This is a genomic window from Nocardioides pocheonensis (assembly GCF_003725535.1).
Classification (GTDB): Bacteria; Actinomycetota; Actinomycetes; order Propionibacteriales; family Nocardioidaceae; genus Marmoricola; species Marmoricola pocheonensis.
The window spans coordinates 403,977-427,053 of record NZ_RJSF01000040.1; the positions used below are offsets into that span (position 1 = coordinate 403,977).

At 72.2% G+C, this 23,077-nt stretch carries 20 protein-coding genes; 10 read left to right on the top strand and 10 right to left on the bottom strand.

Features of this window, described 5'->3' with window-relative positions; translation table 11 throughout:
- Nucleotides 1-350: 350 nt before the first annotated feature.
- The 3 genes from EFL26_RS12795 to galE are packed head-to-tail and all read right to left on the bottom strand — an operon-like array spanning nucleotide 351 to nucleotide 2,360.
- On the bottom strand, nucleotides 351-1,112 hold the full coding sequence (locus EFL26_RS12795; RefSeq protein ID WP_123223244.1) for an SDR family NAD(P)-dependent oxidoreductase: 762 nt from the start codon (nucleotides 1,110-1,112) through the stop codon (nucleotides 351-353).
- Nucleotides 1,113-1,146: 34 nt separating this feature from the next.
- Entirely contained in the window at nucleotides 1,147-1,389 is a 243-nt protein-coding gene (locus tag EFL26_RS12800) for a DUF1272 domain-containing protein (protein WP_123223245.1), read from the bottom strand.
- Nucleotides 1,390-1,391: 2 nt separating this feature from the next.
- Nucleotides 1,392-2,360 (bottom strand): UDP-glucose 4-epimerase GalE, encoded by a 969-nt coding sequence (gene galE, locus EFL26_RS12805; RefSeq protein WP_123223246.1) that lies wholly within the window; start codon nucleotides 2,358-2,360, stop codon nucleotides 1,392-1,394.
- Nucleotides 2,361-2,585: 225 nt separating this feature from the next.
- Here galE and leuS point away from each other — a divergent pair, with 225 nt between their 5' ends.
- The 5 genes from leuS (at nucleotide 2,586) to holA (ending at nucleotide 10,429) form a co-directional block, all read left to right on the top strand.
- On the top strand, nucleotides 2,586-5,072 hold the full coding sequence (leuS, locus tag EFL26_RS12810; RefSeq protein WP_123223247.1) for a leucine--tRNA ligase: 2,487 nt from the start codon (nucleotides 2,586-2,588) through the stop codon (nucleotides 5,070-5,072).
- A gap of 73 nt (nucleotides 5,073-5,145) precedes the next feature.
- The gene (locus tag EFL26_RS12815) at nucleotides 5,146-6,000 is read left to right on the top strand and encodes a DegV family protein (protein ID WP_123223248.1); all 855 of its coding nucleotides are present in this window, start codon (nucleotides 5,146-5,148) and stop codon (nucleotides 5,998-6,000) included.
- Between the two features lie 88 nt (nucleotides 6,001-6,088).
- Nucleotides 6,089-7,075, top strand: coding sequence for a ComEA family DNA-binding protein (locus EFL26_RS12820; protein ID WP_123223249.1), 987 nt, complete (start codon nucleotides 6,089-6,091; stop codon nucleotides 7,073-7,075).
- Nucleotides 7,076-7,083: 8 nt separating this feature from the next.
- Nucleotides 7,084-9,414, top strand: a complete 2,331-nt coding sequence (locus EFL26_RS12825; RefSeq protein WP_123223250.1) for a ComEC/Rec2 family competence protein — start codon at nucleotides 7,084-7,086, stop codon at nucleotides 9,412-9,414.
- 28 nt (nucleotides 9,415-9,442) lie between these two features.
- Entirely contained in the window at nucleotides 9,443-10,429 is a 987-nt protein-coding gene (gene holA, locus EFL26_RS12830) for a DNA polymerase III subunit delta (RefSeq protein WP_123223251.1), read from the top strand.
- A 90-nt stretch (nucleotides 10,430-10,519) separates the two neighbouring features.
- On the opposite strand, the gene rpsT is transcribed toward holA, so the two are convergent.
- Both rpsT and EFL26_RS12840 read right to left on the bottom strand, forming a co-directional pair.
- On the bottom strand, nucleotides 10,520-10,780 hold the full coding sequence (gene rpsT, locus EFL26_RS12835) for a 30S ribosomal protein S20 (RefSeq protein WP_123223252.1): 261 nt from the start codon (nucleotides 10,778-10,780) through the stop codon (nucleotides 10,520-10,522).
- 766 nt (nucleotides 10,781-11,546) lie between these two features.
- The gene (locus tag EFL26_RS12840) at nucleotides 11,547-12,509 is read right to left on the bottom strand and encodes a phosphotransferase family protein (protein ID WP_123223253.1); all 963 of its coding nucleotides are present in this window, start codon (nucleotides 12,507-12,509) and stop codon (nucleotides 11,547-11,549) included.
- A 76-nt stretch (nucleotides 12,510-12,585) separates the two neighbouring features.
- On the opposite strand from EFL26_RS12840, the gene EFL26_RS12845 reads away from it, so the two are divergent.
- A complete protein-coding gene (locus EFL26_RS12845) occupies nucleotides 12,586-13,140 on the top strand; it encodes a GNAT family N-acetyltransferase (protein WP_221176943.1) in 555 nt (184 codons plus the stop codon).
- A gap of 21 nt (nucleotides 13,141-13,161) precedes the next feature.
- Here the strand turns inward: EFL26_RS12845 and EFL26_RS24235 are convergent, their stop codons facing one another.
- The 5 genes from EFL26_RS24235 to EFL26_RS12870 all read right to left on the bottom strand — a co-directional run bounded on the left by EFL26_RS24235 (nucleotide 13,162) and on the right by EFL26_RS12870 (nucleotide 17,339).
- On the bottom strand, nucleotides 13,162-13,740 hold the full coding sequence (locus EFL26_RS24235; protein ID WP_183408173.1) for a hypothetical protein: 579 nt from the start codon (nucleotides 13,738-13,740) through the stop codon (nucleotides 13,162-13,164).
- A gap of 86 nt (nucleotides 13,741-13,826) precedes the next feature.
- Nucleotides 13,827-14,651, bottom strand: coding sequence for a hypothetical protein (locus tag EFL26_RS12855; RefSeq protein WP_123223254.1), 825 nt, complete (start codon nucleotides 14,649-14,651; stop codon nucleotides 13,827-13,829).
- Nucleotides 14,635-15,174: a SigE family RNA polymerase sigma factor gene (locus EFL26_RS12860; protein ID WP_246000170.1), complete on the bottom strand. Its 540-nt coding sequence runs from the start codon at nucleotides 15,172-15,174 to the stop codon at nucleotides 14,635-14,637. Before EFL26_RS12860 ends, EFL26_RS12855 begins: the two co-directional genes overlap by 17 nt.
- A 70-nt stretch (nucleotides 15,175-15,244) precedes the next feature.
- The gene (locus tag EFL26_RS12865) at nucleotides 15,245-16,639 is read right to left on the bottom strand and encodes a WS/DGAT/MGAT family O-acyltransferase (protein ID WP_123223256.1); all 1,395 of its coding nucleotides are present in this window, start codon (nucleotides 16,637-16,639) and stop codon (nucleotides 15,245-15,247) included.
- Between the two features lie 55 nt (nucleotides 16,640-16,694).
- The gene (locus EFL26_RS12870) at nucleotides 16,695-17,339 is read right to left on the bottom strand and encodes a hypothetical protein (protein WP_123223257.1); all 645 of its coding nucleotides are present in this window, start codon (nucleotides 17,337-17,339) and stop codon (nucleotides 16,695-16,697) included.
- A 131-nt stretch (nucleotides 17,340-17,470) separates the two neighbouring features.
- Here EFL26_RS12870 and EFL26_RS12875 point away from each other — a divergent pair, with 131 nt between their 5' ends.
- From EFL26_RS12875 to EFL26_RS12890, 4 genes are all read left to right on the top strand, one after another.
- Entirely contained in the window at nucleotides 17,471-19,465 is a 1,995-nt protein-coding gene (locus tag EFL26_RS12875) for a sensor histidine kinase (protein ID WP_123223258.1), read from the top strand.
- On the top strand, nucleotides 19,453-20,097 hold the full coding sequence (locus tag EFL26_RS12880; RefSeq protein ID WP_123223259.1) for a LuxR C-terminal-related transcriptional regulator: 645 nt from the start codon (nucleotides 19,453-19,455) through the stop codon (nucleotides 20,095-20,097). Before EFL26_RS12875 ends, EFL26_RS12880 begins: the two co-directional genes overlap by 13 nt.
- An 82-nt stretch (nucleotides 20,098-20,179) precedes the next feature.
- Complete coding sequence (lepA, locus tag EFL26_RS12885; RefSeq protein WP_123223801.1) at nucleotides 20,180-22,045, top strand: translation elongation factor 4; 1,866 nt, start codon at nucleotides 20,180-20,182, stop codon at nucleotides 22,043-22,045.
- Nucleotides 22,046-22,050: 5 nt separating this feature from the next.
- Nucleotides 22,051-22,968, top strand: a complete 918-nt coding sequence (locus EFL26_RS12890) for an aminoglycoside phosphotransferase family protein (protein ID WP_123223260.1) — start codon at nucleotides 22,051-22,053, stop codon at nucleotides 22,966-22,968.
- Nucleotides 22,969-23,077 lie beyond the last annotated feature (109 nt).

The following is a 23,077-nucleotide window of genomic DNA, read 5'->3' on the forward strand; positions in this document are numbered from 1 at the left end:
CGCCCCACGCCGTACCCGTCGTCGCTGCTCGTTCCCCCGGCAGAGACCGCGGCCCGACAAGAGCGGTTTCGGCAAGCTCAACCACCGGTGGTTGCGTCTCTGCCGAACAGCGTGGTTTCGAGGCTCGCCGGCGCTCGCACCTCAACCACCGAGGCACCGCACAACCGCACCCGACGACAAGACAAGGCCCCACGCCGTACCGCGTCGTCGCTGCCCGTTCCCCCGGCACAGGCCGCGACCCGCCGAGAGAGGTCTCGGCAAGCTCGACCAGCGGGCCCGGGCAAGGCCCTGGTTTCGAGGCTCGCTGGCGCTCGCACCTCAACCACAGGAGGAGCACGGACCACCGGTCCTCAGGTGATCGTCATCCCGCCGTCGACCGCGAGCGTCTGCCCGGTGATGTAGCCGCCGGCCTCGGAGGCGAGGAACACCACGGTCGCGGCCAGCTCGCGCGGGTCACCCTTGCGGCCCATCGGGTTGCGGTGCATCTGCGACTCGAGGTAGCCGGGTGGGTACTGGTCGGTCATCTCGGACTCGAAGAACCCGGGCGCCACCGCGTTGACCCGGATGCCCTTGCGGCCCGTCCACTGCTGGGCGAGGTCGCGGGTGAGACCGATGAGGCCGGCCTTCGACGCGGCGTACGCGGCCTGCGGGAGCCCGGCGGTGGTGAGGCCGAGCACCGAGGAGATGTTGATGATCGAGCTGCCCGGCTGCATCACGCGGCCGCAGGCCTGGGCCATCCAGTAGCAGCCGTTGAGGTTGACCTCGATGACGTCGCGGAACTGCTGCGGCTCCTCACGCGTCGCCGGTACGGCGGTGCCGATGCCGGCGTTGTTGACCAGGATGTCGACCCGGCCGAACTCCAGCATCGCCGCGTCGACGAGCGCCTGGCAGGACTCCGGGTCGGTGACGTCGGTCTGGACGCTCAGCGGCGTGCGACCGGCCTCCTTGACCAGGGCCGCGGTGTCGTGGAGCCGGTCGAGGCGGCGGGCACCCAGGGCGACGTCGGCGCCGGCCTCGGCCAGGGCCTGGGCGAACGCGACGCCGAGTCCGGAGGAGGCACCGGTGACCACGGCCACCTTGCCGTCGAGGCGGAAGAGCTCGTTGATCGTCATGGGGGAGATCATGCCGGGTGGCGACGCCGACGCGTCAGGCGCGGTGCAGTCCCGGCTGGAACACGCGGTCCGTGCTCGCCGGGTCCTTCGCGAGCATCGCCGGCGGCCGGACCGGCCGCGGGGCGAAGTTGCCGCCGCAGTTGGGGCAGCGACCGTCGAGGCAGCCCGCGACGCAGTCGGCGCAGAACGTGCACTCGTAGGTGCAGATCATCGCGTCGGGGGAGTCGGGCGGCAGGTCGCGGTCGCAGCACTCGCAGCTGGGCCGCAGCGCGAGCACGGTCAGGCTCCTGCCGCGTGCTGGCGGGCGCGCCAGGCCGAGGCCACCATGTCGCGCAGGTCGTGGCGCATGGCCCAGCCGAGGTCGCGGGCCGCGAGCTCGCCGCTGGCGACGATGCGGGCCGGGTCGCCGGGCCGGCGGGGGCCGATCTCGGGGGTGAAGTCGATGCCGGTGACGTCGCGCACGGCGTCCATGATCTGCCGCACCGACACCCCGTCACCGCTGCCGAGGTTGTAGACCGGCTCGAGCGCGTCGCCCGCGGCCAGCCGGCGTGCGGCGACCAGGTGGGCGTCGGCGAGGTCGCTGACGTGGACGTAGTCACGCACGCAGGTGCCGTCGGGCGTGTCGTAGTCGTCGCCGTTGATCCGTGGTGTGCGGCCCTCGATCAGGGCCTCGAAGATCAGCGGGAACAGGTTGTGCGGGCTGGTGTCGTACAGGTCGTCGCTGCCCGAGCCGACCACGTTGAAGTAGCGCAGCGACGTGTGCCGCAACCCGGTCGCGACTGCCTGGTCACGGATCAGCCACTCGCCGACCAGCTTGCTCTCGCCGTACGGCGACTCCGGGCGGCCGGGCGTCGTCTCGGTGACCACGTCGACGTCGGGCGTGCCGAACGTGGCCGCGCTCGAGGAGAACACCATGTGCTCGACGCCGGCCTGCGCCATCGCGTCGAGCAGGCTCACCGTGCCGGTGACGTTCTGGTTGTAGGTGTGCAGCGGCCGCTGCACCGACACCCCGGCGTACTTGAACCCGGCGAGGTGGACGACGCCCTCGACCGCGTGCTCCTTGCAGGCGCGCGCGAGCAGGTCGGTGTCGAGGATCGTGCCCTCGACGAACGGCGTCTCGGGACCGACGAACTCCCGGTGGCCGCTGGACAGGTCGTCGACCACGACGGCCTCGAGACCGGCCTCCTCGAAGGCCCGCACGACGTGCGACCCGATGTAGCCCGCCCCGCCCGTGACCAACCAGCTCATGCCCGGTACCTCATCCGTCGTGTCCTCTCCACCCCAGCAGGCAGACGAGACTACCGGGCGTCCGTGGGTGCCGAGCGGAACGAGTAGCATGTTGCCCGTGAGGTCCACCCAGCTCCTTCCCTAGCCGCGTCGAGACGACACGTCGATGCGGCCGCCCCTCCTGCACGAGGGGCTTTTTTGTGGGCTGGGACGGACCGACCTCGGAGGACTTCAGGAGTGGCAAGGATGAGCGAGCGAGACCAGGACCGCGACGAGCAGGTCGGCTACGACGTGCACGCGGTCGAGGCCAAGTGGCTGCCGGTGTGGGAGCGTCTGGACCCCTTCCGCGCCGACGACGCCAGCCCGCGCGAGAAGCGCTACGCGCTCACGATGTTCCCCTACCCCAGCGGCGACCTGCACATGGGCCACGCCGAGGTCACCGCCCTGCACGACGTGATCGCGCGCTACTGGTGGCTGCGCGGCTACGAGGTGCTCAACCCGATGGGCTGGGACTCCTTCGGCCTGCCGGCCGAGAACGCCGCGATCCGCAACAACGAGCACCCCGCGACGTACACCTACGCGAACATCGAGACGCAGGCCGCGTCGTTCAAGCGGTACGCCGTGGCCTTCGACTGGTCGCGTCGGCTGCACACCTCCGACCCCGAGTACTACCGCTGGACCCAGTGGCTGTTCCTGAAGTTCCGCGAGCGCGGCCTGGCCTACCGCAAGGACAGCCCGGTCAACTGGTGCCCGAACGACCAGACCGTGCTGGCCAACGAGCAGGTCGTCGACGGCCGCTGCGAGCGCTGCGGCGCCGAGGTCACCAAGCGCGAGCTGAACCAGTGGTACTTCAAGATCACCGAGTACGCCCAGGAGCTGCTCGACGACCTGGACGCCCTGGCGCCGACCTGGCCCGACCGCGTCGTGACCGCGCAGCGCAACTGGATCGGCCGGTCGGAAGGCGCCCACGTCACCTTCACGGTGCGCACGGAGTCGGGCGACCGCGACCTCGAGGTCTACACGACCCGGCCGGACACCCTGTACGGCGCGACGTTCATGGTCGTCGCGGCCGACGCCCCGTTGGCCGCCGAGCTGGTCACCGAGGCGCAGCGGCCGGCGTACGAGGCCTACCTGGCCGAGACCCGCAAGGCCTCCGACATCGACCGGCTGTCCACCGACCGGCCGAAGACCGGAGTCGACCTGGGCGTCACGGCGATCAACCCGGTCAACGGCGAGGAGATCGCGGTCTGGGCCAGCGACTACGTGCTGGCCGACTACGGCACCGGCGCGATCATGGCGGTTCCGGCGCACGACCAGCGCGACCTGGACTTCGCGAAGGCGATGGGTCTGCCCGTGCGTCGCGTCGTCGACACCGGTGAGCCCAACCCGGAGGAGACCTACCAGGCGACCACCGGCGACGGGGTGTACGTGAACTCCGGGCCGCTGGACGGCCTGACCGACAAGGTCGCCGGCATCCGCACGATCATCGAGCGGCTGGAGTCCGAGGGCCGGGGGAGCGGCGCGGTGAACTTCCGGCTGCGCGACTGGCTGCTGAGCCGGCAGCGCTACTGGGGCTGCCCGATCCCGGTGATCCACTGCGAGACCTGCGGCGAGGTCGCGGTCCCCGAGGACCAGCTGCCGGTCGAGCTGCCCGAGCTGCGCGGCGCGGACCTGAAGCCGAAGGGCGTCTCCCCGCTCGCAGCCGCGGAGGACTGGGTCAACGTCGACTGCCCGCAGTGCGGCGGTCCGGCGAAGCGTGACTCCGACACCATGGACACCTTCGTGGACAGCTCGTGGTACTTCCTGCGCTACTGCTCGCCCCACGACGACACCCAGGCGTTCGACCCCGAGCAGGTGAACGCGTGGATGCCGTGCGACATCTACGTCGGCGGTGTCGAGCACGCCGTGCTGCACCTGCTGTACGCCCGGTTCTTCACCAAGGTGCTGGCCGACATGGGTCTGCTGGACTTCCGCGAGCCGTTCGCCGCGCAGCTCAACCAGGGCGTGGTGATCAACCAGGGCAAGAAGATGAGCAAGTCGCTGGGCAACGGCGTCAACCTGGGCGCCCAGCTCGAGGAGTTCGGCGTCGACGCGGTCCGGCTGACCCTGGTCTTCGCCGGCCCGCCGGAGGACAACATCGACTGGGCCGACGTCTCGCCGGCCGGTTCGCTGCGGTTCCTGCAGCGCGCCTGGCGGCTGAGCGGTGACGTCACCTCGACGCCCGGGGTCTCGGCCGAGAAGGGTGACGTGGCGCTGCGCCGGGTGACCCACCGCACCGTGCACGACGCCGCGGAGCTGGTCGAGTCCAAGCGGTTCAACGTGATGGTCGCCCGCGTCATGGAGCTGGTCAACGCCACCCGCAAGGCGATCGACAGCGGCTGCGGTCCCGCCGACCCGGCGGTCCGCGAGGCGGCCGAGGCCGTGGCCGTCCTGCTGTCCCTGGTCGCGCCGTACACGGCGGAGGAGATGTGGGACCGGCTGGGCCACGAGCCCAGCGTCGCCCGGACCACGTGGCCGGTCGTCGACGAGACCCTGCTGGTCGAGGACTCCGTGACCGCCGTGGTCCAGGTGAAGGGCAAGGTGCGCGCCCGTCTCGAGGTGTCCCCGGACATCTCCGAGGCCGACCTGGAGGCCGCCGCCCTGGCCGACGACGCGGTCCAGCGCGCCCTGGACGGCGCCACCGTGCGCAAGGTCATCGTGCGCGCGCCGAAGCTGGTCAACATCGTCGTCTGACCTTCGGGCGCCCGGCCGGTCGAGCCTTGTGCCCGTGCTGGTCGAGCCTGCCGAAACCACTAGGCTTCGGCGCATGCCGGTCGCGCTCGTCACGGACTCCACGGCCTCCCTGCCGGCGGAGCTGACCACGGAACGCGACATCACGGTGGTCCCGCTCCAGGTCGTGATCGGGGCGACGTCGTACGACGAGGGCACCGACGGTGGTGTGACGCCGGAGATGCTGGCCGAGGCGCTCCGGGCCTGGACGCCGGTGAGCACGTCCCGGCCGAACCCCGACCAGATGCTCGAGGTCTACGAGCGGCTGGCGAAGGGCGGTGCGACCGAGATCGTCTCGATCCACCTGTCGGGCGAGCTGAGCGGAACGTTCGAGTCGGCCCAGCTCGCCGCTCGGCGGGCACCGGTGCCGGTGCACGCGGTCGACAGCCGCCAGGTGGGGATGGGGACCGGATTCGCTGTGCTCGCTGCCGCCGACGTGCGCGACGCGGGCGGGGATGCCTCCGCGGTGGCCTCGGCCGCGCGCAAGCGGGCGAGCACCGCCACGTCGCTGTTCTACGTCGACACGCTGGAGTACCTGCGTCGCGGCGGGCGCATGGGCGCGGCCTCGGCGCTGATCGGCTCGGCCCTGGCGGTGAAGCCGATCCTGCGGATCGAGGACGGTCGGGTGGCGCCCTTCGAACGGGTGCGCACCGCCGGCAAGGCACTGAACCGCCTGGAGGAGCTCGCGGTCGAGGCCGCCGGCAGCGCGCCCGTCGACGTGGCGGTCGCCCACCTGGCCAGCCTCGACCGGGCCGGCACCCTGGCCGAGCGGCTGACCGAGCGACTGTCGGCCGGGCTCGAGGGCCGGCCGGTGACCCTCGGGGAGATCGGCGCCGTGCTGGGAGCCCATGTGGGCCCGGGCATGGTCGCGGTGTGCGTCGCGCGCCGCTGATCGTCCACACCTGCGCCGCCGGAAGGGTTCTGCACAGGCGTCCGGGCTCCGGTCTCACCGGCCCCCCGGCCCTTCGTAGCGTCCCGCCATGCGCAAGCAGCCACCCGACGAGGTCGCCGAAGCAGCCCGCCGACGCCTCGCCCTGCTCGGCGCCGAGCTGGCCGGCGCCGGCTTCACACCGCGGCGCGACGACGACGCGGATCGGCCCGAGGTGTGGCACGCAGACGACGACGCCGGCGCAGGGGGAGCCGAACCCTGGCCGGTGCAGCCCGCCCTGGTCGGCGAACCGGGGCGGCACTCCCGGCGCCGTCCTGCGTCGTGGAGCGGCCGCGGCGTGGCCTGGTTGCAGGACCGACTTCCGGCAACCCTGAGGGGGCGGGTCTCCCTCGGCACGGGCCACGTCGCGGTCCTGGCCGTGGTCGCGGCGGTCGCGCTCGCGGTGACGGCGTACGCGACGATCCGCGCCCGACCGACGGTGACCGCGGTGCCGCAGGCGCACACGTCTGCGGCGACCTCATCCGCCGGTTCGCTGTCCGGCCGGTCGCGCGGGTCGAGCGGGCAGTCCGCGCCGGTCGCGCTCCCGAGCCCGGCGGGCGCGCCGGGGGCCGACCCGACGGCCTCCGGCGCCGGCCCGGCGGGTGGCTCGGTGGTGGTCGACGTGGCCGGCAAGGTGCGTCGTCCCGGCGTGGCGACGCTTCCGGCCGGCTCCCGCGTCGTGGACGCGATCCGACAGGCCGGTGGGGCCCGGCCCGGGGTCGACCTCACGTCGTTGAACCTGGCCCGCGTGCTCGTCGACGGCGAGCAGATCCTGGTGGGCGTCGCGGCGGCGCCGGGCGTGGCCGCCTCGGCCTCCTCCGCGCCGGGAGCGTCACCCGCGGACGGCGCGCTGGTCAACCTGAACACCGCGACGCTCGAGCAGCTGGACGGGCTGCCCGGCGTCGGTCCGGTGACGGCTCAGAAGATCCTGGACTGGCGCACCGCGCACGGATCGTTCACAGCGATCGACGAGCTGCTCGAGGTCGACGGCATCGGCGAGAAGACCCTGGCCGACATGGCTCCGCGGCTCACCCTCTGACCGGGCCGATGAGGGCCGACCTCCGGACGCCCGCGCTGGGTCTCGTCGCCTGGGCGGCGGCGCTGCTCGTGCTCGGGCTGCCGCACTGGCTGTGCGGCGGGCTGCTCGGGCTGGGTCTGCTGGCCGTCCTCGCTCGACGACAACGTCGGCTGCCGGTGCGGACCCAGGTCGGCTGGCTGGTGGCCGGCGCCGCGGTCGCCGCCTCCGCGCTGCTGCACGTGGAGTCGGTGGGGGTCACACCGGTGCGGGATCTCGCCGCCGATCGGGCGGCCGTGCAGGGCACGCTCGTGGTGCGCTCCGACCCGGTCCTGGGACGCGGACGGACGCGCTTCGTCCACTTCCGCGCGGTGCTGGAGGACCTGACGGCGCGCGGACGACGCGTGCGCCTTCGGACGCCGGTGGTGGTGATCGCCGACCCGCGATGGGCCGATCTGCGGCTCGGCACCCGGCTCCGGGTCTCCGGACGGCTGGACCGCTCGACGGGGCCGGAGCTGGCCGCGGTGCTGATCGCTCGCGGGCCGCCGACGGTCGTCGCCAGCCCCGGCCCCCTCCTCGCCGCCGTCGACCACGTGCGCGCAGGCATCAGGCGGGCCGTCGCGCCTCAGCCCCCGGGCCCCCGCGCGCTGGTGCCGGCGCTCGTCGACGGCGACGACGGCGGTCTGGCCGACGACCTGGCCGCGGACTTCCGGACCGCCGGACTGACCCACCTGCTCGCGGTCAGCGGGACGAACCTCACCCTGATCGTGGGGTTCCTGCTGGTGATGGCGCGCTGGTGCGGCGTCCGGGCCTACGGACTCGTGGCGGTGGGCGTCATCGGGGTCGTCGGCTTCGTGCTGCTCGCCCGCACCGAGCCGAGCGTCCTGCGCGCGGCGGTCATGGGCTCGGTCGCCCTGCTCGGGCTGGGCCCGCGCGGCAGGGAACGGGGCGCGCGTGCCCTGGGGGTGGCCGTCCTCGTCCTGCTCCTGGTCGATCCGTGGCTGGCGCGCTCCGCCGGCTTCGCGCTCTCCGTCTGTGCCACCGCCGGCATCCTCGTCCTCGCGCCGCCGTGGCGTGACGCGCTGGGCCACTGGCTGCCGCGGTGGGCAGCGGAGGCGGTCGCCGTCCCGCTGGCCGCCCAGCTCGCGTGCACGCCCCTGGTCGCCGCGATCTCCGGCCAGGTCAGCCTCGTCGCCGTGGGCGCCAACCTCGCGGTGGCGTGGGCGGTCGGCCCGGCGACCGTGCTGGGGCTCGTCGGTGGCGTGCTCGCCGTGGCCTGGGCTCCTCTGGGGCAGGTGGTGGCCGCACCGGCGGGTTGGTCCGCGGCCTGGATCATCGCGGTGGCCCGGACCAGCGCGGCCCTGCCGGTCGCCGCGATCGGGTGGACGGCGGACTGGGCGTCGGTGGCCCTGCTCACGCTGCTGTGCGGCGCCGCGGCTCTCGTGCTGGCCGACGTGCTCGCGCGGCGCGGCCTCGTGGTCGGCTTCTGCGGGGTCCTCGTGGTCGCCACGCTCGTCCCGCTGCCCACACCGGGCTGGCCGCCGCGCGGCTGGGTGCTGGTCGCGTGCGACATCGGGCAGGGCGACGGCCTGGTGCTCAACCTCGGTGGGCACAGCGCGGTGGTCGTCGACACCGGTCCGGACCCGCACCTGATGGACCTCTGCCTGGACAGGCTGGGCGTCCGCGTCGTGCCGATCGTGGTGATCACGCACTTCCACGCCGACCACGTCGACGGTCTTGCCGGCGTCCTGTCCGGGCGCCGCGTCGGGCAGATCGAGACGTCGCCGGTGGCCGACCCCGCGGGCGGCTCCCGGCTGGTCGAGTCGATCGCGCGCCGGGCCGGCGTACCGGTGCGCGCGGTGACGTACGGCGAGACCACGACGATCGGGCCGCTCCGGTGGCAGGTGCTCGGCCCGGTCCGTACGGAGTACCCGGACTCCGACTCGCCGCCGAACGACGCGAGCGTCGTGATGCTCGTGGACGTCCGCGGCGTGCGCCTGCTGCTGATGGGCGACGAGGAGCGGCCTTCCCAGGCCGACCTGCGCCGGACCACCACCGGGCTGCGGGCCGACGTGCTCAAGGTCGCCCACCACGGCAGCAGCAAGCAGGACGCCGACCTCGTCGAGGGGCTGGGCGCACGGCTCGCGGTGATCTCGGTCGGCGTCGACAACGACTACGGCCACCCGGCTCCGTCGACGCTGCAGCTGCTGCGCGACGCCCGCATGCAGGTGCGGCGTACCGATCTCGACGGCGACGTGGCGGTGGTCGTCGACGAGGAGGGACGGCTCCGGTCGGCCAGCCGGATGCCGCGTGTACGGCCCGTGCCGGGCGGCAGAACGAGCGGCACGGGGCACGTCCCGTGATGTCGGGACGCCGTGAGAGGCTGCCGCCATGGCTGCTCCGGACCCCGCCCAGGTGCTCGGCAGGGTCACCCTGGTCACCGGGCCCGAGGAGTTCCTCGCCGAGCGCACGGTCCAGCAGGTGCGCGCCGCCTGTCGCAGGGCCGACCCCGAGGCCGAGATGAGCGAGACCGTCGCCGACCAGCTGACCATGGCCACGCTGGGGGAGCTGGCCGCGCCGTCGCTGTTCTCCTCGACCCGCTGCGTGGTGGTGCGACGGCTCGAGGACCTCCCCGACGAGTCGGCCCCCGGCCTGCTCGAGTACGCCGGCGCGCCCGCCGACCAGGTCGCCCTCGTGCTCGTGCACAGCGGCGGCGCGAAGGGGAGCGGCGTGCTCGCCAAGCTGCGCAAGTCGGCCGCGGTGACCGAGGTGAAGACCGCCGCGCTGACCGCGCGGGAGTACCCCAACTTCGTCGCCAACGAGCTGCGTGGCCACAAGGTGAAGATCGACGCCGACGCGGCCGCCTTCCTGGTGCAGGCGGTCGGCCAGGACCTCCGGTCGCTGTCCGCCGCGGCCAGCCAGCTGGCCGGTGACTTCGAGGGCCGACCGGTGACGATCGACATGGTCAAGACCTACTTCGGCGGTCGCGCCGAGGCGAAGTCGTTCGCGGTGGCCGACCACGCCATCTTCGGGCGCACGGCGAAGGCGCTCGAGGAGCTGCGCTGGGCGCTGGACGGCGGCATCGCCCCGGTCCTGGTCACCAGCGCCGTGGCCGGCGGCCTCCGAGGTCTCGCGAAGTTCAAGTCCGCGCCCCGCGGCATGCGCAACGCCGACCTCATGCGCGAGGTCGGGGTGCCGAGCTGGAAGCTGGACATCCTGCGTGACCAGGCGCGCGGGTGGGACGAGGACGGCATCGCCCGTGCGATCCGGGTCGTGGCCGCCGCCGACGCGGAGATCAAGGGCAAGGCGCACGACGCGTCGTACGCGCTGGAGAAGATGGTGCTCGGCGTCGTCCGGGCCCGTCCCCAGCGGGTCTGAACCGGGTCTGATCCGGGGCCGCGAGGGCTCACGACGCGAAAAAGGCGCCGGCCCCGGTGGGGCGGCGCCTCTTCGGCGGTCAGGCCTGCGTCAGAGCGACGAGGCCTTCTTCTGGATCGCGGACTTGCGGTTCGCGGCCTGGTTCTTGTGGATGACACCCTTGGAGGCAGCCTTGTCGAGCGCCTTGCCGGCGGTCGCGGCGAGGGTCTTGGCCTGGTCGGCGTCGCCGGCGGCAGCGGCCTCGCGGAACTTGCGCACGGAGGTCTTCAGAGCCGACTTCACGGCCTTGTTGCGCTCGTGGGCGGCTTCGTTCTGCCGGTTGCGCTTGATCTGGGACTTGATGTTTGCCACGGGGGCTCGCCTGTCTCTTCGTTTCGTCGTGCGGGAATCGGAGTCTGAGGGGTGCGGGCCGGTGGCCCAGACACAAGCGGACACGATATCAGCGCGCGGACGCGCCGCCCAAATCGGCGGCGGTTGCGCCTGCGGCGCTGTCGCCTGCGGCGGGCTTCGTGTCTGCGGGTCTGGGTGTGTGGCGGGCGGTGTGGGGTGGCCGGTGCCGGGTGCGCCCACGAGCCAACCACCCGTTGCGCCGGTCCTGCCCTCGTCGCAGGCTCCTCGGGGAGGACCGGCTCCACGGAGGCCAGGCCCATCCACGGCTCGCGGGCGCACCCGTCCCCGTCCACCTACGGGAGCCGCCCGCCACCCACCGGGAAGCCCCGCCAACCCGGGGGGAGATGGAAAACCCATCGGGCCCGATGGCGGGCCGGCTCGACGACCCCTGGTGACCCATCCCGTTTCTCCACCACCCGGGGACCGTGACCTCCGAGGCGGGGGCGGGGCCCGCGGGCGCCCGAAGGCTCGCGTCAAGGGATCGCGCGGCGCCCCAAGACCAAACCCGGCGGCAGCGGCACAGAAGTCGGGGCGACGCGCACTCCCCAGCGAGCGAGGGGGTCACCGGGACACGCACCCGCACCCGCAACCACGGACCCCCGTGCGGCGCAGCCGCACAAGCGCCGCAGGCACCCTGCACCCGGCACCGGCCACCCCACATCCGGCCGACACCCACCCAGACCCGGAGACACGAAGCCCGCCGCAGGCGCAACCCCAAACGACTCGTTCAGCCCCAGCCCCGCCGCCGCGCCAGCCACGACCAGGCGGCCTCGGCGTACCAGCTCGCGTGCGTCCGCAGGTACGGCGAGGTCGAGGGCACCGGTCGGGCCCGGCTGCTGAGCATGAAGCCGCAGAGCGCGGCCAGCCAGGTGTCGACGTGCTCCGGGTCGACGTCGCGGGTGAGGTCGCGGCGAGCCAGGAGCGGTTCGACGTCGAGGCCGTCGCCGTGCGCCGAGACCAGAAGGACGACGAGGTCGAGCCAGGCCGGGGCGAGGGCGGGCCAGTTCCAGTCACACGCCAGCGTGCGCCCGTCGACGGCGAAGAGGATGTTGTCGTCGCGGAGGTCGCTGTGCGCGAACCGGTCGGCGTGCGGCAGGTCGGCCATGCCGGCTGCCAGTGCTGCGGCCTCGGTGTGGTGGGGCCACTCGGTCGGCACGCTGTCCCACCCGGTCACGATCTGCGGGAGGTCCTCGACGATCGGCTTCAGGTCGAGACCGTCGGGTATCGACTCGGTCGCTGCTGCGATCGCCTCGGCCAGGTCCAGGGCCCGCTCCAGGTCCTCGACGGTCCACGGCCGACGCGGCTGCCGAGCGGCGACCGCCTCGAAGCCGAGCACCACCCACGCGTCGTCCTCGTGAACCCACTCGAGGCGAGGTGTCGGGATCCCGCCACCGAGCAGGGACAGATTGCGGGCCTCCTCGGCGTACGACGCCGCGATCTCGCTCTGCGCAGCCTTGCTCGCGGCCTTCACGAACCCCTGATTCCCCGCCGCGGTGGTCAGCACGGACGCGAAACCCGGTGTGAAGCCGCTGTCCTGCGACGCCGCCGACACGACCGGGCCGCCGAGCCGGTCCTCGACGAGTGCGCGGACGTCGCGGGGCAGGAAGCCCCAGTCGAGGCGGAAGGCCGTGTGCCCGTGCGGGACCTGGTCGATCGCTTCCGGGCCGACCGGCGTGGTGAAGACGCTCATCAGCCCGATTCAAACAGACCGCGGGGATGGCGAAAGCCGGATGCGCGGATCGACGGTGACCGACACACTCGGGCGCATGGCCGCGCTCGTCGTCCCCGACGTCACCCTCAAGGACTCCTTCCTCGCCGCCATGGCCGAGTTCGCGGCGGAGGGACGCACCGGTGACGGTTCCGGGATCGGTCGCGACCTGGAGGACTGGACGGGGCGCTGGGAGACCGACGCGGGTTTCGCGGCGTACGTCGCCCAGCGGGTCGGGGAGCGCGACCACGTCGACGACCCCGACTGGGTGCTGTGCACGAACCTCTGGTGGGTCGACGACCAGGGCTACGTCGGCCGGATGTCGATCCGGCACGAGCTCAACGAGTGGCTCCGTGAGGTCGGCGGCCACATCGGGTACGACGTGCGCGCCTCCCGCCGCCGCGAGGGTCACGCGACCGCCATGCTGGCCGCGGCGCTGCCGATCGCCCGCGACCTCGGCATCGACCGGGCGCTCCTGACGTGCGACGACGACAACGTCGCGTCCCGCCTCGTCATCGAGCGCAACGGCGGTGTCTTCGAGGACGCCCGCGGCGGCAAGCTGCGGTTCTGGGTGCCGACGGACCACTCCGCGGCACCCGGCGGCACATCCTGAGTCGGGTCGGGGCCGCACCGCTCAGCTGCAGCTGACGCTGCCGGTCACCTTGATGGTCTGGCCATGGTTCACGATGTTGACCAGCTGCATGTCGAACTGGGCGTTCTTCACGTCGTCGCTGACCGTGATCGTTCCGCCCTGTTGCATGGATGCGGGGTCGTCCCCGTTGTTGCCCGAGAACTGCGCATCGTCGATCGCGAGCAGCAGGCCGACCGTGTTCGCGTCGTTGCCCTGGATGTGCATGCTCCAGGTGCCCGTGCCCGGGAAGTCCGACGACGTCGCCTGGATGCTGACGCCGGTCTGGTTGGCCGGGAAGTAGTAGGCGCAGAAGGCGGCGGCGCCGTGACCCGAGACGTCGAGGGTCTTGGCGCCGGTCACGTGGAGCTGGACGTCGGCGCCGGCGCCGGTGGCGGCAGCAGCGGTGTCGGTGGCGCTCGGCGTGGGGAGCGGCGTGGGCGTGGTGTACGTCGAGGGCGAGGCGCTGCTGGTGCCACCACTGTTCCCGCTTGCGTTCGAGTTGCCACCACCGCCGCACGCGGTGACGGCGAGGAGCAAAGGAAGCGTCGCGACTCCGACGCAGAGAGCACGGGACCGGGACATGGCTTCCTCCTGGTGACGGCGACTGTGCGTCAGGGTAGGGAGGGCAGCACGTCGGTGTCCGGGTTTTCCGATGGCCTTTCGACGGGTCAGGGCCCGGGCGGAGAAGGACTGCTGCCGGACCCGGCGACCGGTGCCTGGAGCCGCGGGTCGGCCGCAGCCGCGAGCAGCTCGTCCACGCTCAGGCCCAGGCTCTGGGTCGAGGTGCCGTTGTTGCCGAACGACGTGTCCGCGGTCAGAGCGACGACGTCGCCGTCCTCCTGGAACACCGCCACGGAGATCGCGGTGCCCGACCTCAGCACCAGGGCGTCTGTCGCGCCGGGCACCGATCGGTGGGTGCAGGCTCCGTCGCAGAAGAACTGCACCTCGTCCAGCGTGCGTCCGACGGCGACCTGCAGCAGCCCCCCGTGGTTCCAGTCGAGCTTCGTGCCCAAGGTCTGGTCGGCGCCCTGCCGGTTCGTGATCGGGTCGGTCTGGATGCGGGTGCCGCCCGGGTCGAGGTCCTCGCGCAGGATGTCCCGGTAATCGTCGAGCAGCTGGGTGATCCGGCTGTCAGCGACTCCCATGAGGTGGTGCTGCTCGGCCTCCAGCTGAGCCTGCGCCGCGGCCCGGGCGTGTTCGTCTCGCAGCGCAGCCTCCGCCGCAGCCCTGCTCCGCGCAGCGTCGTCCTCGGACCCCGCGGTCGCCGACGGCTGCCCCGCGATGTCCGGACCGGCGCCGCGGTTGCCGCTGCCCGCGGACAGCAGCACGACGCAGGTCCCGATCACGACGGCCGTGGTCAGGCCGGCTCCGAGCGCGCCGAGGTTGCGGTGTCGGCGACGGGCTCGTCCCCGGGCCAGGTCGTCCTCGGGTGTGGTGGGCGGGAGCTCGATGCTCTCGGCCAGCCGCTGCATGCGCTCATCGAGCTCGATCATGGTCTGCTCCTGTTCCGGCCTCGGACAGCGCGCGGCGCAGGCGAGCGAGCGCGTCGGAGGTCTGGCTCTTGACCGTGCCGGGGCTGACGCCCAGGTCGGCCGCGGTCTCCTCGACGGAGAGGCCCCAGTAGTGGCGCAGGACGACCGCGCGGCGCTGGCCGGGCGCGAGCGCCCGAAGCGCCGCCCACAGCTCCTCGTTGTCCTCGCCCCTCGGGACGGGCGCCGGCTCGTCGATCTCGGGCAGCCCGGGCCGCTCCCGACGCCAGCCGCGGCGCGTCTCGTCCACGTGTGCGTTCACCAGGATGCGGCGCACGTAGGCATCCACGTTGCCGACCCTCGCCAGTCGCGGCCATGCGACGTACGCCTTGGCCAGCGCGACCTGCACGAGGTCATCGGCGCGATGGGCGTCGCCGCAGATGAGGTACGCCGTTCGGTACAGCACGGCGCGGCGGGCGGCGACGTACTCCACGAAGGGGCCGTCCCTGTCCTCGTGCCGAAAGCTGTCGAACACCTGAAGCCTCACGTCCGGGGTTCTCTCCAGCCACCAGACGGATCAGGCGGCGGGTCGGTTGGGTGTGGCTCGATCGCCACGGTCAGCCGGCCGCCTGGATCCCCGCAGCCTCCTCCAGCTCGACCAGCGCGTCGCGCACCGCGTCGGCGAGCTGGTCGAGGTCGGGGGCGACCTCGGGGGTGCTGACGAACCCGAAGTCGATCGAGTCGAGGTAGCTGAAGACGGTGATGTTCAGGGCGACGTCGAGGACCAGCGGGCCGATCGGGAGCAGCGAGCGCAGCGGGGCGGTCGCCATGTAGAGCGGGAAGCTCGGGCCCGGGACGTTCGAGACGACGAGGTTGATCGGCGCGAGGCTGTTCGACAGCCCGCTCATCGTGTAGGCGCGGGACGCGATCTGGAGCAGGCCCGGGGGAGTGATGTCGGGCAGCTGCATGATCTGGCGCGCGCTCAGCGCCTTCGCCATCTCCTTGGCGCCCTGCGAGCTCTCGTAGATGGCCTTGATCCGCTCGGCGGCGTCCTCGACGTCGGTGGCCAGGCTGACCGTCATCGAGCTCACCTGGTTGCCGACGTGCCCGGCGGTGTCGCCGGTACGGGTCGAGACGGGGATCTGCGCGATCAGCGGCTTGCTCGGGATGCCCTCGCGCTCGGCGAAGTAGTGGCGCAGCGCGCCGGACACGAGGGCGAGGACGACGTCGTTGAGCTTCACGCCGTACGCGTCCTTGAGCGCCTTGACCCGGTCGAGCTCGATCCGTACGCCGGTGATCCGACGGTGCGGGCTCAGGGTCGCGTTGAAGCGGGTGGCCGGCGCGCTGAAGAACCGCGGTGGCTTGTTGTCGAGGCCACGCACGGCCAGCTGCTGGCGCATCGTCTGGCTCACGATCCCCGCGACCCGCACGGGAGTGCGTACGGCGACGTTGACCCACGCCTCGGCGAGCGCCTTCACCGGGTGTGGACCGCTGCTGCCGATGCCGTGGACGACCTCCTCCGACGGCGGCCGCGGCTCCGGCGTCACGTCGAGCAGGATCTCCCCGAGCCCCGCGCCGGAGACGCCGTCGACGATCGAGTGGTGCATCTTGGTCAGCGTCGCGACCCGGCCCTTCTGCAGCCCCTCGATCACCCACAGCTCCCACAGCGGGCGGGACCGGTCGAGCTTGTAGGACATCAGCCTGCTGACCAGCTCGTCGAGCTCCTTGCGCGTCCCCGGCTGCGGTACGCCGATCCGGCGGATGTGGAAGTCCGGGTCGAGGTTCTCGTCCTCGACGAACCACGGCCGGTCCATGCCCAGCGGTGCTTCGACGACCTTCCAGCGCAGCTGGGGCATCTGCGGGAGCCGCTCGATCACGATCTTGCGGACCGCCTCGAAGCTGAAGTCGGGGGCGTCCGCGGTCTCGTGGATCGCGACCGCTCCGATGTGCATGTGCCAGGCCGGCGTCTCGCCGTACCAGAACGCCGCGTCGACCCCACTCATCCGCTTCATGGATCGAAGCGTAGGGCAGCCCCCGGCTGCCCCGAGCGGGGTCGACGCGACGAAATCAGGCGGCTTCGGGAAGGCGGATCGTCGCCGCGACGACGACGGTCCAGACCGCGAACAGGAAGAACGGCGCGAACGCGAGCGGCCCGAGCGGTGACATCGCGCCGAGCACGATCGAGACCCAGCACAGCCAGGTCGGCAGCGCCTGCTCACGCAGCGCGGTGACGCCGACCGCGAGGAGCGTGCACGCCATGCCCAGCATCGCGAACGGGAAGTTGGTGGTGTCGAGGACGTTGATCGCCTGCACGACCTTCGTGTCACCGATGTCCACGGCGTGGTACAGCGCGAGCGCAGTGACCGCCCAGGTCACGAGCGTGATCGCCATCAGCGCGAAGCCGAGCATCACGATGTCGGTCGTCCACCGGCGCCCGCGGGAGACGAGCACCGAACGCAGCGCGGCGCCGAAGAACACCAGGACGACGCCGGTGACAACGGCGGTGTAGGTCATCAGCTGGGCGCCGGTGCGGCTGACGCCGTAGTCAGCGATCAGCTTCGCGGGGTTCGCGTCGGGTTCACGGTCGGCACCGGTCGCCATGAGCACGGCGAAGAGTCCGAGGTAGATGACGGCGAGCGTCACCATGGTGCGGCGGCCCGCGGACGGGCCGTCGACGGCAGTGGGTCGGGGAGGTGCACTGGTGATGGTCATGTCGTCAGCCTCGTCCGACCCGGGGTCGGGAACATCGGAGCGGGCGCGGAACTCCGAGGCGGTGCCCGCACCCCACGGGTTGCCGTGCCATCACGGATACGTGGGGCCTGCAGCCGTGGCACGCTGCGGGAGTGGACGCGCGCCGCGCACGCTGGGTCGCCACCTCGGTCGTCACGATCGAGGTCGCACTGCTGAGCGTCGGGCTGGTGTCCGACCGGCTCCTGGTCCGGGCCGGGCGCGCCGACCTGGCCAGCTTCGGCCCGGACACCTGGGTCCTGATCCTCGGCATCGCCTCGGCGGCACTGGTCGGCGTCGCCATCACGCGCAGCCAGCCCTGGCACCCGGTCGGATGGCTGTTTCTCGCGCTGAGCGCGACGATCCTCGTGTCCGGGCCCCTCGAGGCGTGGATCGAGTGGGGAAGCATCGTCCACCCCGGCTCCCTGCCGGCGACCGGTGTGGTGGCCGCGGTCAACGACGCCACCTGGATCCCTTGGTTCGTCCTGGTCGCCCTGGTCCTCCTCCTCACCCCCACGGGGACGTTCCTCTCACCTCGATGGCGAAACCTGGCCCGGGTGGTGACCGCCGCGGGTGTCGTGGCCTTCGTGCTGTCCCTGTTCAAGACCGACCCGTTCGAAAGGCCGTTCCAGGACGTCGAGAACCCGTGGGCGGTGCCCGCGATCCAGCCGGCGGCTGCCTGGATCGAGTACGGGTTGGTGCTGGTCGTCGCCGCTGGGCTCGTCGGCGCCGGTCTCTCGCTCCTGCTCCGGTGGCGGCGTGCTCGTGGTGAGGAACGTCGGCAGCTGCTCTGGCTCGCCCTCGTGGTGGTTCCGCTGCCGGTGTTCGTGGTCGGAGCATTCGTGGCCGCGCACGCGGAGAGCCAGGCCGGCACCGTGCTGGCCACCGGTGGATTCGTCGTCCTGGTCCCGGTCGCTGCAGGACTCTCGATCACCCGCTACCACCTGTACGACGTCGAGCGGGTCCTCGCGCGGACCACGACCTACGTCGTGCTGAGCCTGCTGCTGATCGGCACGTACGCCCTGGTCGTGTGGTTCGCCGCCCGCGGGGCCCAGCGCTGGTCGACCTCGCCGGCGATCGCGGCGACCCTGGGCGCCCTGGCCGCGGCGGCGATCGCCGCGCCCGCCCACCGCGCGATCCAGGACCTCATCGACCGTCGGTTCAACCGACGGCGCTACGAGGCCGTCCGACTGGTCGGGGCCGAGCTGGCCGACCAGCGGGCCGGGCGCGACCTCGAGGCCTTGTTCCGGCGCGCGCTGGAGGACCCGGCGGTGACGGTGGCGTACCCGGGACCAGAGCCGGGGACGTGGGTCGGCGGCGCCGGACTTCCGGCGCCGGGCATGGCTGCCTGGCACGACGTCGAGCGCCACGGACGTATCGTGGCGAGGGTCGGCTTCGACGCTGGACGCACCGACGTCGAGGTCGTGCGAGCCGTGGCCCGGCTGGCCGCGGCCGAGCTCGACAACGCCGGCCTCCGTGCGGAGCTCGCCCGTCGGCTGGACGACGTCGAGCGCTCGCGTCGTCGTCTGGCCGACGCGCAGCGCGACGAGCGCAGGCGGATCGAGCGCGACCTGCACGACGGCGCCCAGCAGCGGCTGCTGGCAATGGCATTCGAGCTGAGGTCGGCCGACTTGAGCGGCGACACCGAGCGGATGCGCTCCGCGCTCGCCGCCGGCGCGACCGCGGCGCAGTCCGCCGTCCGCGAGCTCCGCGAGCTGGCCAACGGGCTGCACCCGGCGGCGCTCACCGACGGCGGTCTGCCGGCCGCGCTGGACGACCTCGCCCGGCACTCCCCGCTCCGTCTCGAGCTGGACGTCCAGGTGGGCAGGCTCGACCCCGCTGTGGAGTTCACGGCCTGGCTGGTGATCGGCGAGGCCCTGGTCAACGCCCAGAAGCACTCCCACGCGACCAGGGTCCGCGTGGGCGTGGCCACGCAGGACCTGGCCCTGGGGATCGCCGTGTGCGACGACGGGCGGGGCGGCGCGAACCCGGACGGTCCCGGCCTTCGGGGCATGCGCGACCGCGTCGAGGCCGCCGGCGGGACGCTCGAGATCGTCTCCGGTGCAGGCTCGGGCACGACCATCCGGGCGGAGCTTCCGTGCGTGTCGTGATCGCGGACGACTCCGGGCTGCTCCGCGACGGCCTCGCGCGCCTTCTCGCCGAGACGGGCACCGAGGTGGTGGCAGCGGTGAGTGACGCCGAACAGCTGGTCGCCGCCGTCGCGGAGCACGCACCCGACCTGGCCGTGATAGACATCCGGATGCCCCCGTCGTACACCCACGAGGGGGCGAAGGCCGCGGTGGAGCTCCGCGAGGAGTACCCCGACCTCGGGATCCTGCTGCTGTCGCAGTCCCTGGAGAGCCGGTACGTCGTGGACCTCGCCCGCGCCCACCCGCAACGCTTCGGCTACCTGCTCAAGGACCGGGTGGTCGACGTGGACGTCCTGGTGCAGGCGATGCAGACCATCCTCGCGGGGGGCACGGTCCTGGACCCGGCCGTGGTCTCCCACCTGATGGGCAACAGCGGTCTCGTCGACCAGCTCGACCGTTTGAGTGGGCGCGAGCGCGAGGTGCTCGAGCTGATGGCGCAGGGCCGCAGCAACGCGGCGATCGCCGCGGACCTGGTGATCGACCTGCGCACCGTGGAGAGCCACATCGCCCGGATCATGACCAAGCTCGACCTGCACCCCACGGCCGACGAGCACCGCCGAGTGCTCGCGGTCCTGGCCTGGCTGCGCACCTGACTCGACCATGCCCGCGGGCATGGGAGAATGACGGTTCGCCCGAAGCCGCACCGAAGTGAGCCTGAAGAGAGTCTGCGTGTCCCTGTCCAGCGCGCCCCAGCCGGGCAAGACCGACCCTGCGATCATCCGCAACTTCTGCATCATCGCCCACATCGACCACGGGAAGTCGACGCTGGCCGACCGGATGCTCCAGCTGACCGGCGTCGTCGAGGAGCGCAACGCCCGCGCCCAGTACCTCGACCGGATGGACATCGAGCGCGAGCGCGGCATCACGATCAAGAGCCAGGCCGTGCGGATGCCGTGGACGGTCGAGGCCGACAACGTCGCCGGCGCCGAGCCCGGCACCTACATCCTCAACATGATCGACACCCCGGGCCACGTCGACTTCACCTACGAGGTGTCGCGGTCCCTGGAGGCGTGCGAGGCCGCGGTGCTGCTCGTCGACGCCGCGCAGGGCATCGAGGCCCAGACCCTGGCGAACCTCTACCTCGCGCTCGGCGCCGACCTCCAGATCATCCCGGTGCTCAACAAGATCGACCTGCCCTCGGCCAACCCGGAGAAGTACGCCGCCGAGCTGGCCGGGATCATCGGCTGCGACCCGGGCGACGTGCTGCAGGTCAGCGCGAAGACCGGAGTCGGCGTACGCGAGCTGCTCGACCACATCGTCGCCCACACCCCCGCGCCCGTCGGCGACGCCGACGCGCCGCCTCGGGCCCTGATCTTCGACTCGGTCTACGACACCTACCGCGGCGTGGTCACCTACGTCCGGGTCGTCGACGGCAAGCTCTCCCACCGCGACCGGATCAAGATGATGTCGACCGGCGTGGTCCACGAGATGCTCGAGGTCGGCGTGATCAGCCCGGAGCCGATCAAGGCAGGCGACCTCGGCGTCGGCGAGGTCGGCTACCTGATCACCGGCGTGAAGGACGTCCGCCAGTCCCGCGTCGGTGACACCGTCACCAGCCAGCACCACGGGGCGACCCAGGCGCTCGGCGGCTACAAGCACCCCAACCCGATGGTGTTCGCCGGGCTCTACCCGATCGACGGCGACGACTACCCGACGCTGCGCGACGCCCTCGAGCGGCTGCAGCTCAACGACGCGGCGCTGGCCTACGAGCCGGAGACGTCGGGAGCGCTCGGGTTCGGGTTCCGGTGCGGCTTCCTCGGCCTGCTGCACATGGAGATCGTCCGCGAGCGGCTCGAGCGCGAGTTCAACCTCGACCTGATCAGCACCGCGCCCAACGTGGTCTACAAGGTCGTGATGGAGGACGGCAAGGAGCACACCGTCACCAACCCCAGCGAGTACCCCGACGGCAAGATCGCCGAGGTTCGCGAACCGGTCGTGAAGGCGACGATCCTCAGCCCCAGCGACTACATCGGCGCGATCATGGAGCTCTGCCAGTCCAAGCGCGGTCAGCTGCAGGGCATGGACTACCTCTCCGAGGACCGCGTCGAGATGCGCTACACCCTCCCGCTGGCCGAGATCGTCTACGACTTCTTCGACCAGCTGAAGTCCCGCACCAAGGGCTACGCCTCGCTCGACTACGAGCCGGTCGGCGACCAGCCCGCCGACCTGGTCAAGGTCGACATCCTGCTCCAGGGAGAGCCGGTCGACGCGTTCAGCGCGATCGTGCACCGCGACGCGGCGTACGCGTACGGCGTGATGCTCGCGGGCAAGCTGCGCGAGCTGATCCCGCGCCAGCAGTTCGAGGTGCCGATCCAGGCCGCGATCGGCGCCCGCGTGATCGCCCGGGAGACGATCCGTGCGATGCGCAAGGACGTGCTCGCCAAGTGCTACGGCGGCGACATCACCCGCAAGCGCAAGCTGCTGGAGAAGCAGAAGGAAGGCAAGAAGCGGATGAAGATGGTCGGCCGCGTCGAGGTGCCCCAGGAGGCCTTCATCGCCGCGCTCTCCACCACCGCGCCTTCGGAGAAGGGCAAGAAGTAGGCCGCATGCGGCTGCCGGACGGCGTGTTGAGCATGTCCGACCGCGGACCGGCCTGGGCCGACTGGGTCGACGCGCTCCCGGCGCTGGTGCGCGACCTGTACGCCGAGTGGGAGCTGCGCCCCGACGGCTGGATGATGCACGGCTACTGCGCGCTCGTGGTGCCGGTCGTCACTGCCGGTGGCAAGCGCGCCATGCTCAAGGTCTCCTTCCCGGAGGTCGAGACCGAGCACGAGCACCTGGCGCTCAGCCACTGGGCCGGCCGTGGCGCCGTACCGCTGCTGCGGGCCGACCCGCGCCGCCGGGCGATGCTGCTCGAGGCGCTGCGTGACGTGAGCCTCGGCGAGGCCTGGGACGTGGAGGCCTGCACCGCGGTCGCGGAGCTCTACGGGTTGCTGCACATCCCAGCCTTCAACCAGCTTCGCCTCCTCACGGACGTCGTCGCGCGGTCGGCGGACGCGATGACCTCCCTCCCGCGCAGCGCGCCGTTGCCGCGACGGCTGGTCGAGCAGGCGGTCTCCCTGTGCCGTGACTTCGCGACCGACCCGGCGACGACGGGCACGCTGATCCACACCGACCTGCACTACGAGAACGTCCTCCTGGACGAGGCCGGCGACTGGCTGGCGATCGACCCGAAGCCCGTGAACGGCGACCCGCACTACGAGATCGCCCCGATGCTGTGGAACCGGTACGCCGAGCTCGCCGCACCCAGCAGGCCCGAGAGCGTCCGTGACGGCATCCGGCGGCGCTTCCACACGCTCGTCGACGCCGCCGGCTTCGACGAGCAGCGCGCCCGCGACTGGGTGATCGTGCGGATGCTGAACCTGGCCGCCGAACAGATCTTCGACCCCCCGCCCGAGCGCGGGATGTCCGATGACCAGTGGCTGACCCTCTGCGTGACGATCGCGAAGGCGGTCCAGGACTGACGGTTCGCCTGCGGCGGGCTTCGTGTCACCCATCGGGTGGTTGAGGTGCGAGCGCCAGCGAGCCTCGAAACCTCGCGCCTGCGGCGGGCTTCGTGTCGGCGGGTCTGGG

What these genes read in the sequence shown, in the direction of transcription:
- EFL26_RS24235 (WP_183408173.1), bottom strand. Translation starts at nt 13,740, where the DNA reads ATGTCCCGGTCCCGTGCTCTCTGCGTCGGAGTCGCGACGCTTCCTTTG.
- leuS (WP_123223247.1), top strand. Translation starts at nt 2,586, where the DNA reads ATGAGCGAGCGAGACCAGGACCGCGACGAGCAGGTCGGCTACGACGTG.
- EFL26_RS12890 (WP_123223260.1), top strand. Translation starts at nt 22,051, where the DNA reads ATGCGGCTGCCGGACGGCGTGTTGAGCATGTCCGACCGCGGACCGGCC.
- EFL26_RS12825 (WP_123223250.1), top strand. Translation starts at nt 7,084, where the DNA reads ATGAGGGCCGACCTCCGGACGCCCGCGCTGGGTCTCGTCGCCTGGGCG.
- EFL26_RS12840 (WP_123223253.1), bottom strand. Translation starts at nt 12,509, where the DNA reads ATGAGCGTCTTCACCACGCCGGTCGGCCCGGAAGCGATCGACCAGGTC.
- galE (WP_123223246.1), bottom strand. Translation starts at nt 2,360, where the DNA reads ATGAGCTGGTTGGTCACGGGCGGGGCGGGCTACATCGGGTCGCACGTC.
- EFL26_RS12795 (WP_123223244.1), bottom strand. Translation starts at nt 1,112, where the DNA reads ATGACGATCAACGAGCTCTTCCGCCTCGACGGCAAGGTGGCCGTGGTC.
- EFL26_RS12845 (WP_221176943.1), top strand. Translation starts at nt 12,586, where the DNA reads ATGGCCGCGCTCGTCGTCCCCGACGTCACCCTCAAGGACTCCTTCCTC.
- EFL26_RS12820 (WP_123223249.1), top strand. Translation starts at nt 6,089, where the DNA reads ATGCGCAAGCAGCCACCCGACGAGGTCGCCGAAGCAGCCCGCCGACGC.
- EFL26_RS12865 (WP_123223256.1), bottom strand. Translation starts at nt 16,639, where the DNA reads ATGAAGCGGATGAGTGGGGTCGACGCGGCGTTCTGGTACGGCGAGACG.
- EFL26_RS12815 (WP_123223248.1), top strand. Translation starts at nt 5,146, where the DNA reads ATGCCGGTCGCGCTCGTCACGGACTCCACGGCCTCCCTGCCGGCGGAG.
- EFL26_RS12870 (WP_123223257.1), bottom strand. Translation starts at nt 17,339, where the DNA reads ATGACCATCACCAGTGCACCTCCCCGACCCACTGCCGTCGACGGCCCG.
- EFL26_RS12855 (WP_123223254.1), bottom strand. Translation starts at nt 14,651, where the DNA reads ATGATCGAGCTCGATGAGCGCATGCAGCGGCTGGCCGAGAGCATCGAG.
- holA (WP_123223251.1), top strand. Translation starts at nt 9,443, where the DNA reads ATGGCTGCTCCGGACCCCGCCCAGGTGCTCGGCAGGGTCACCCTGGTC.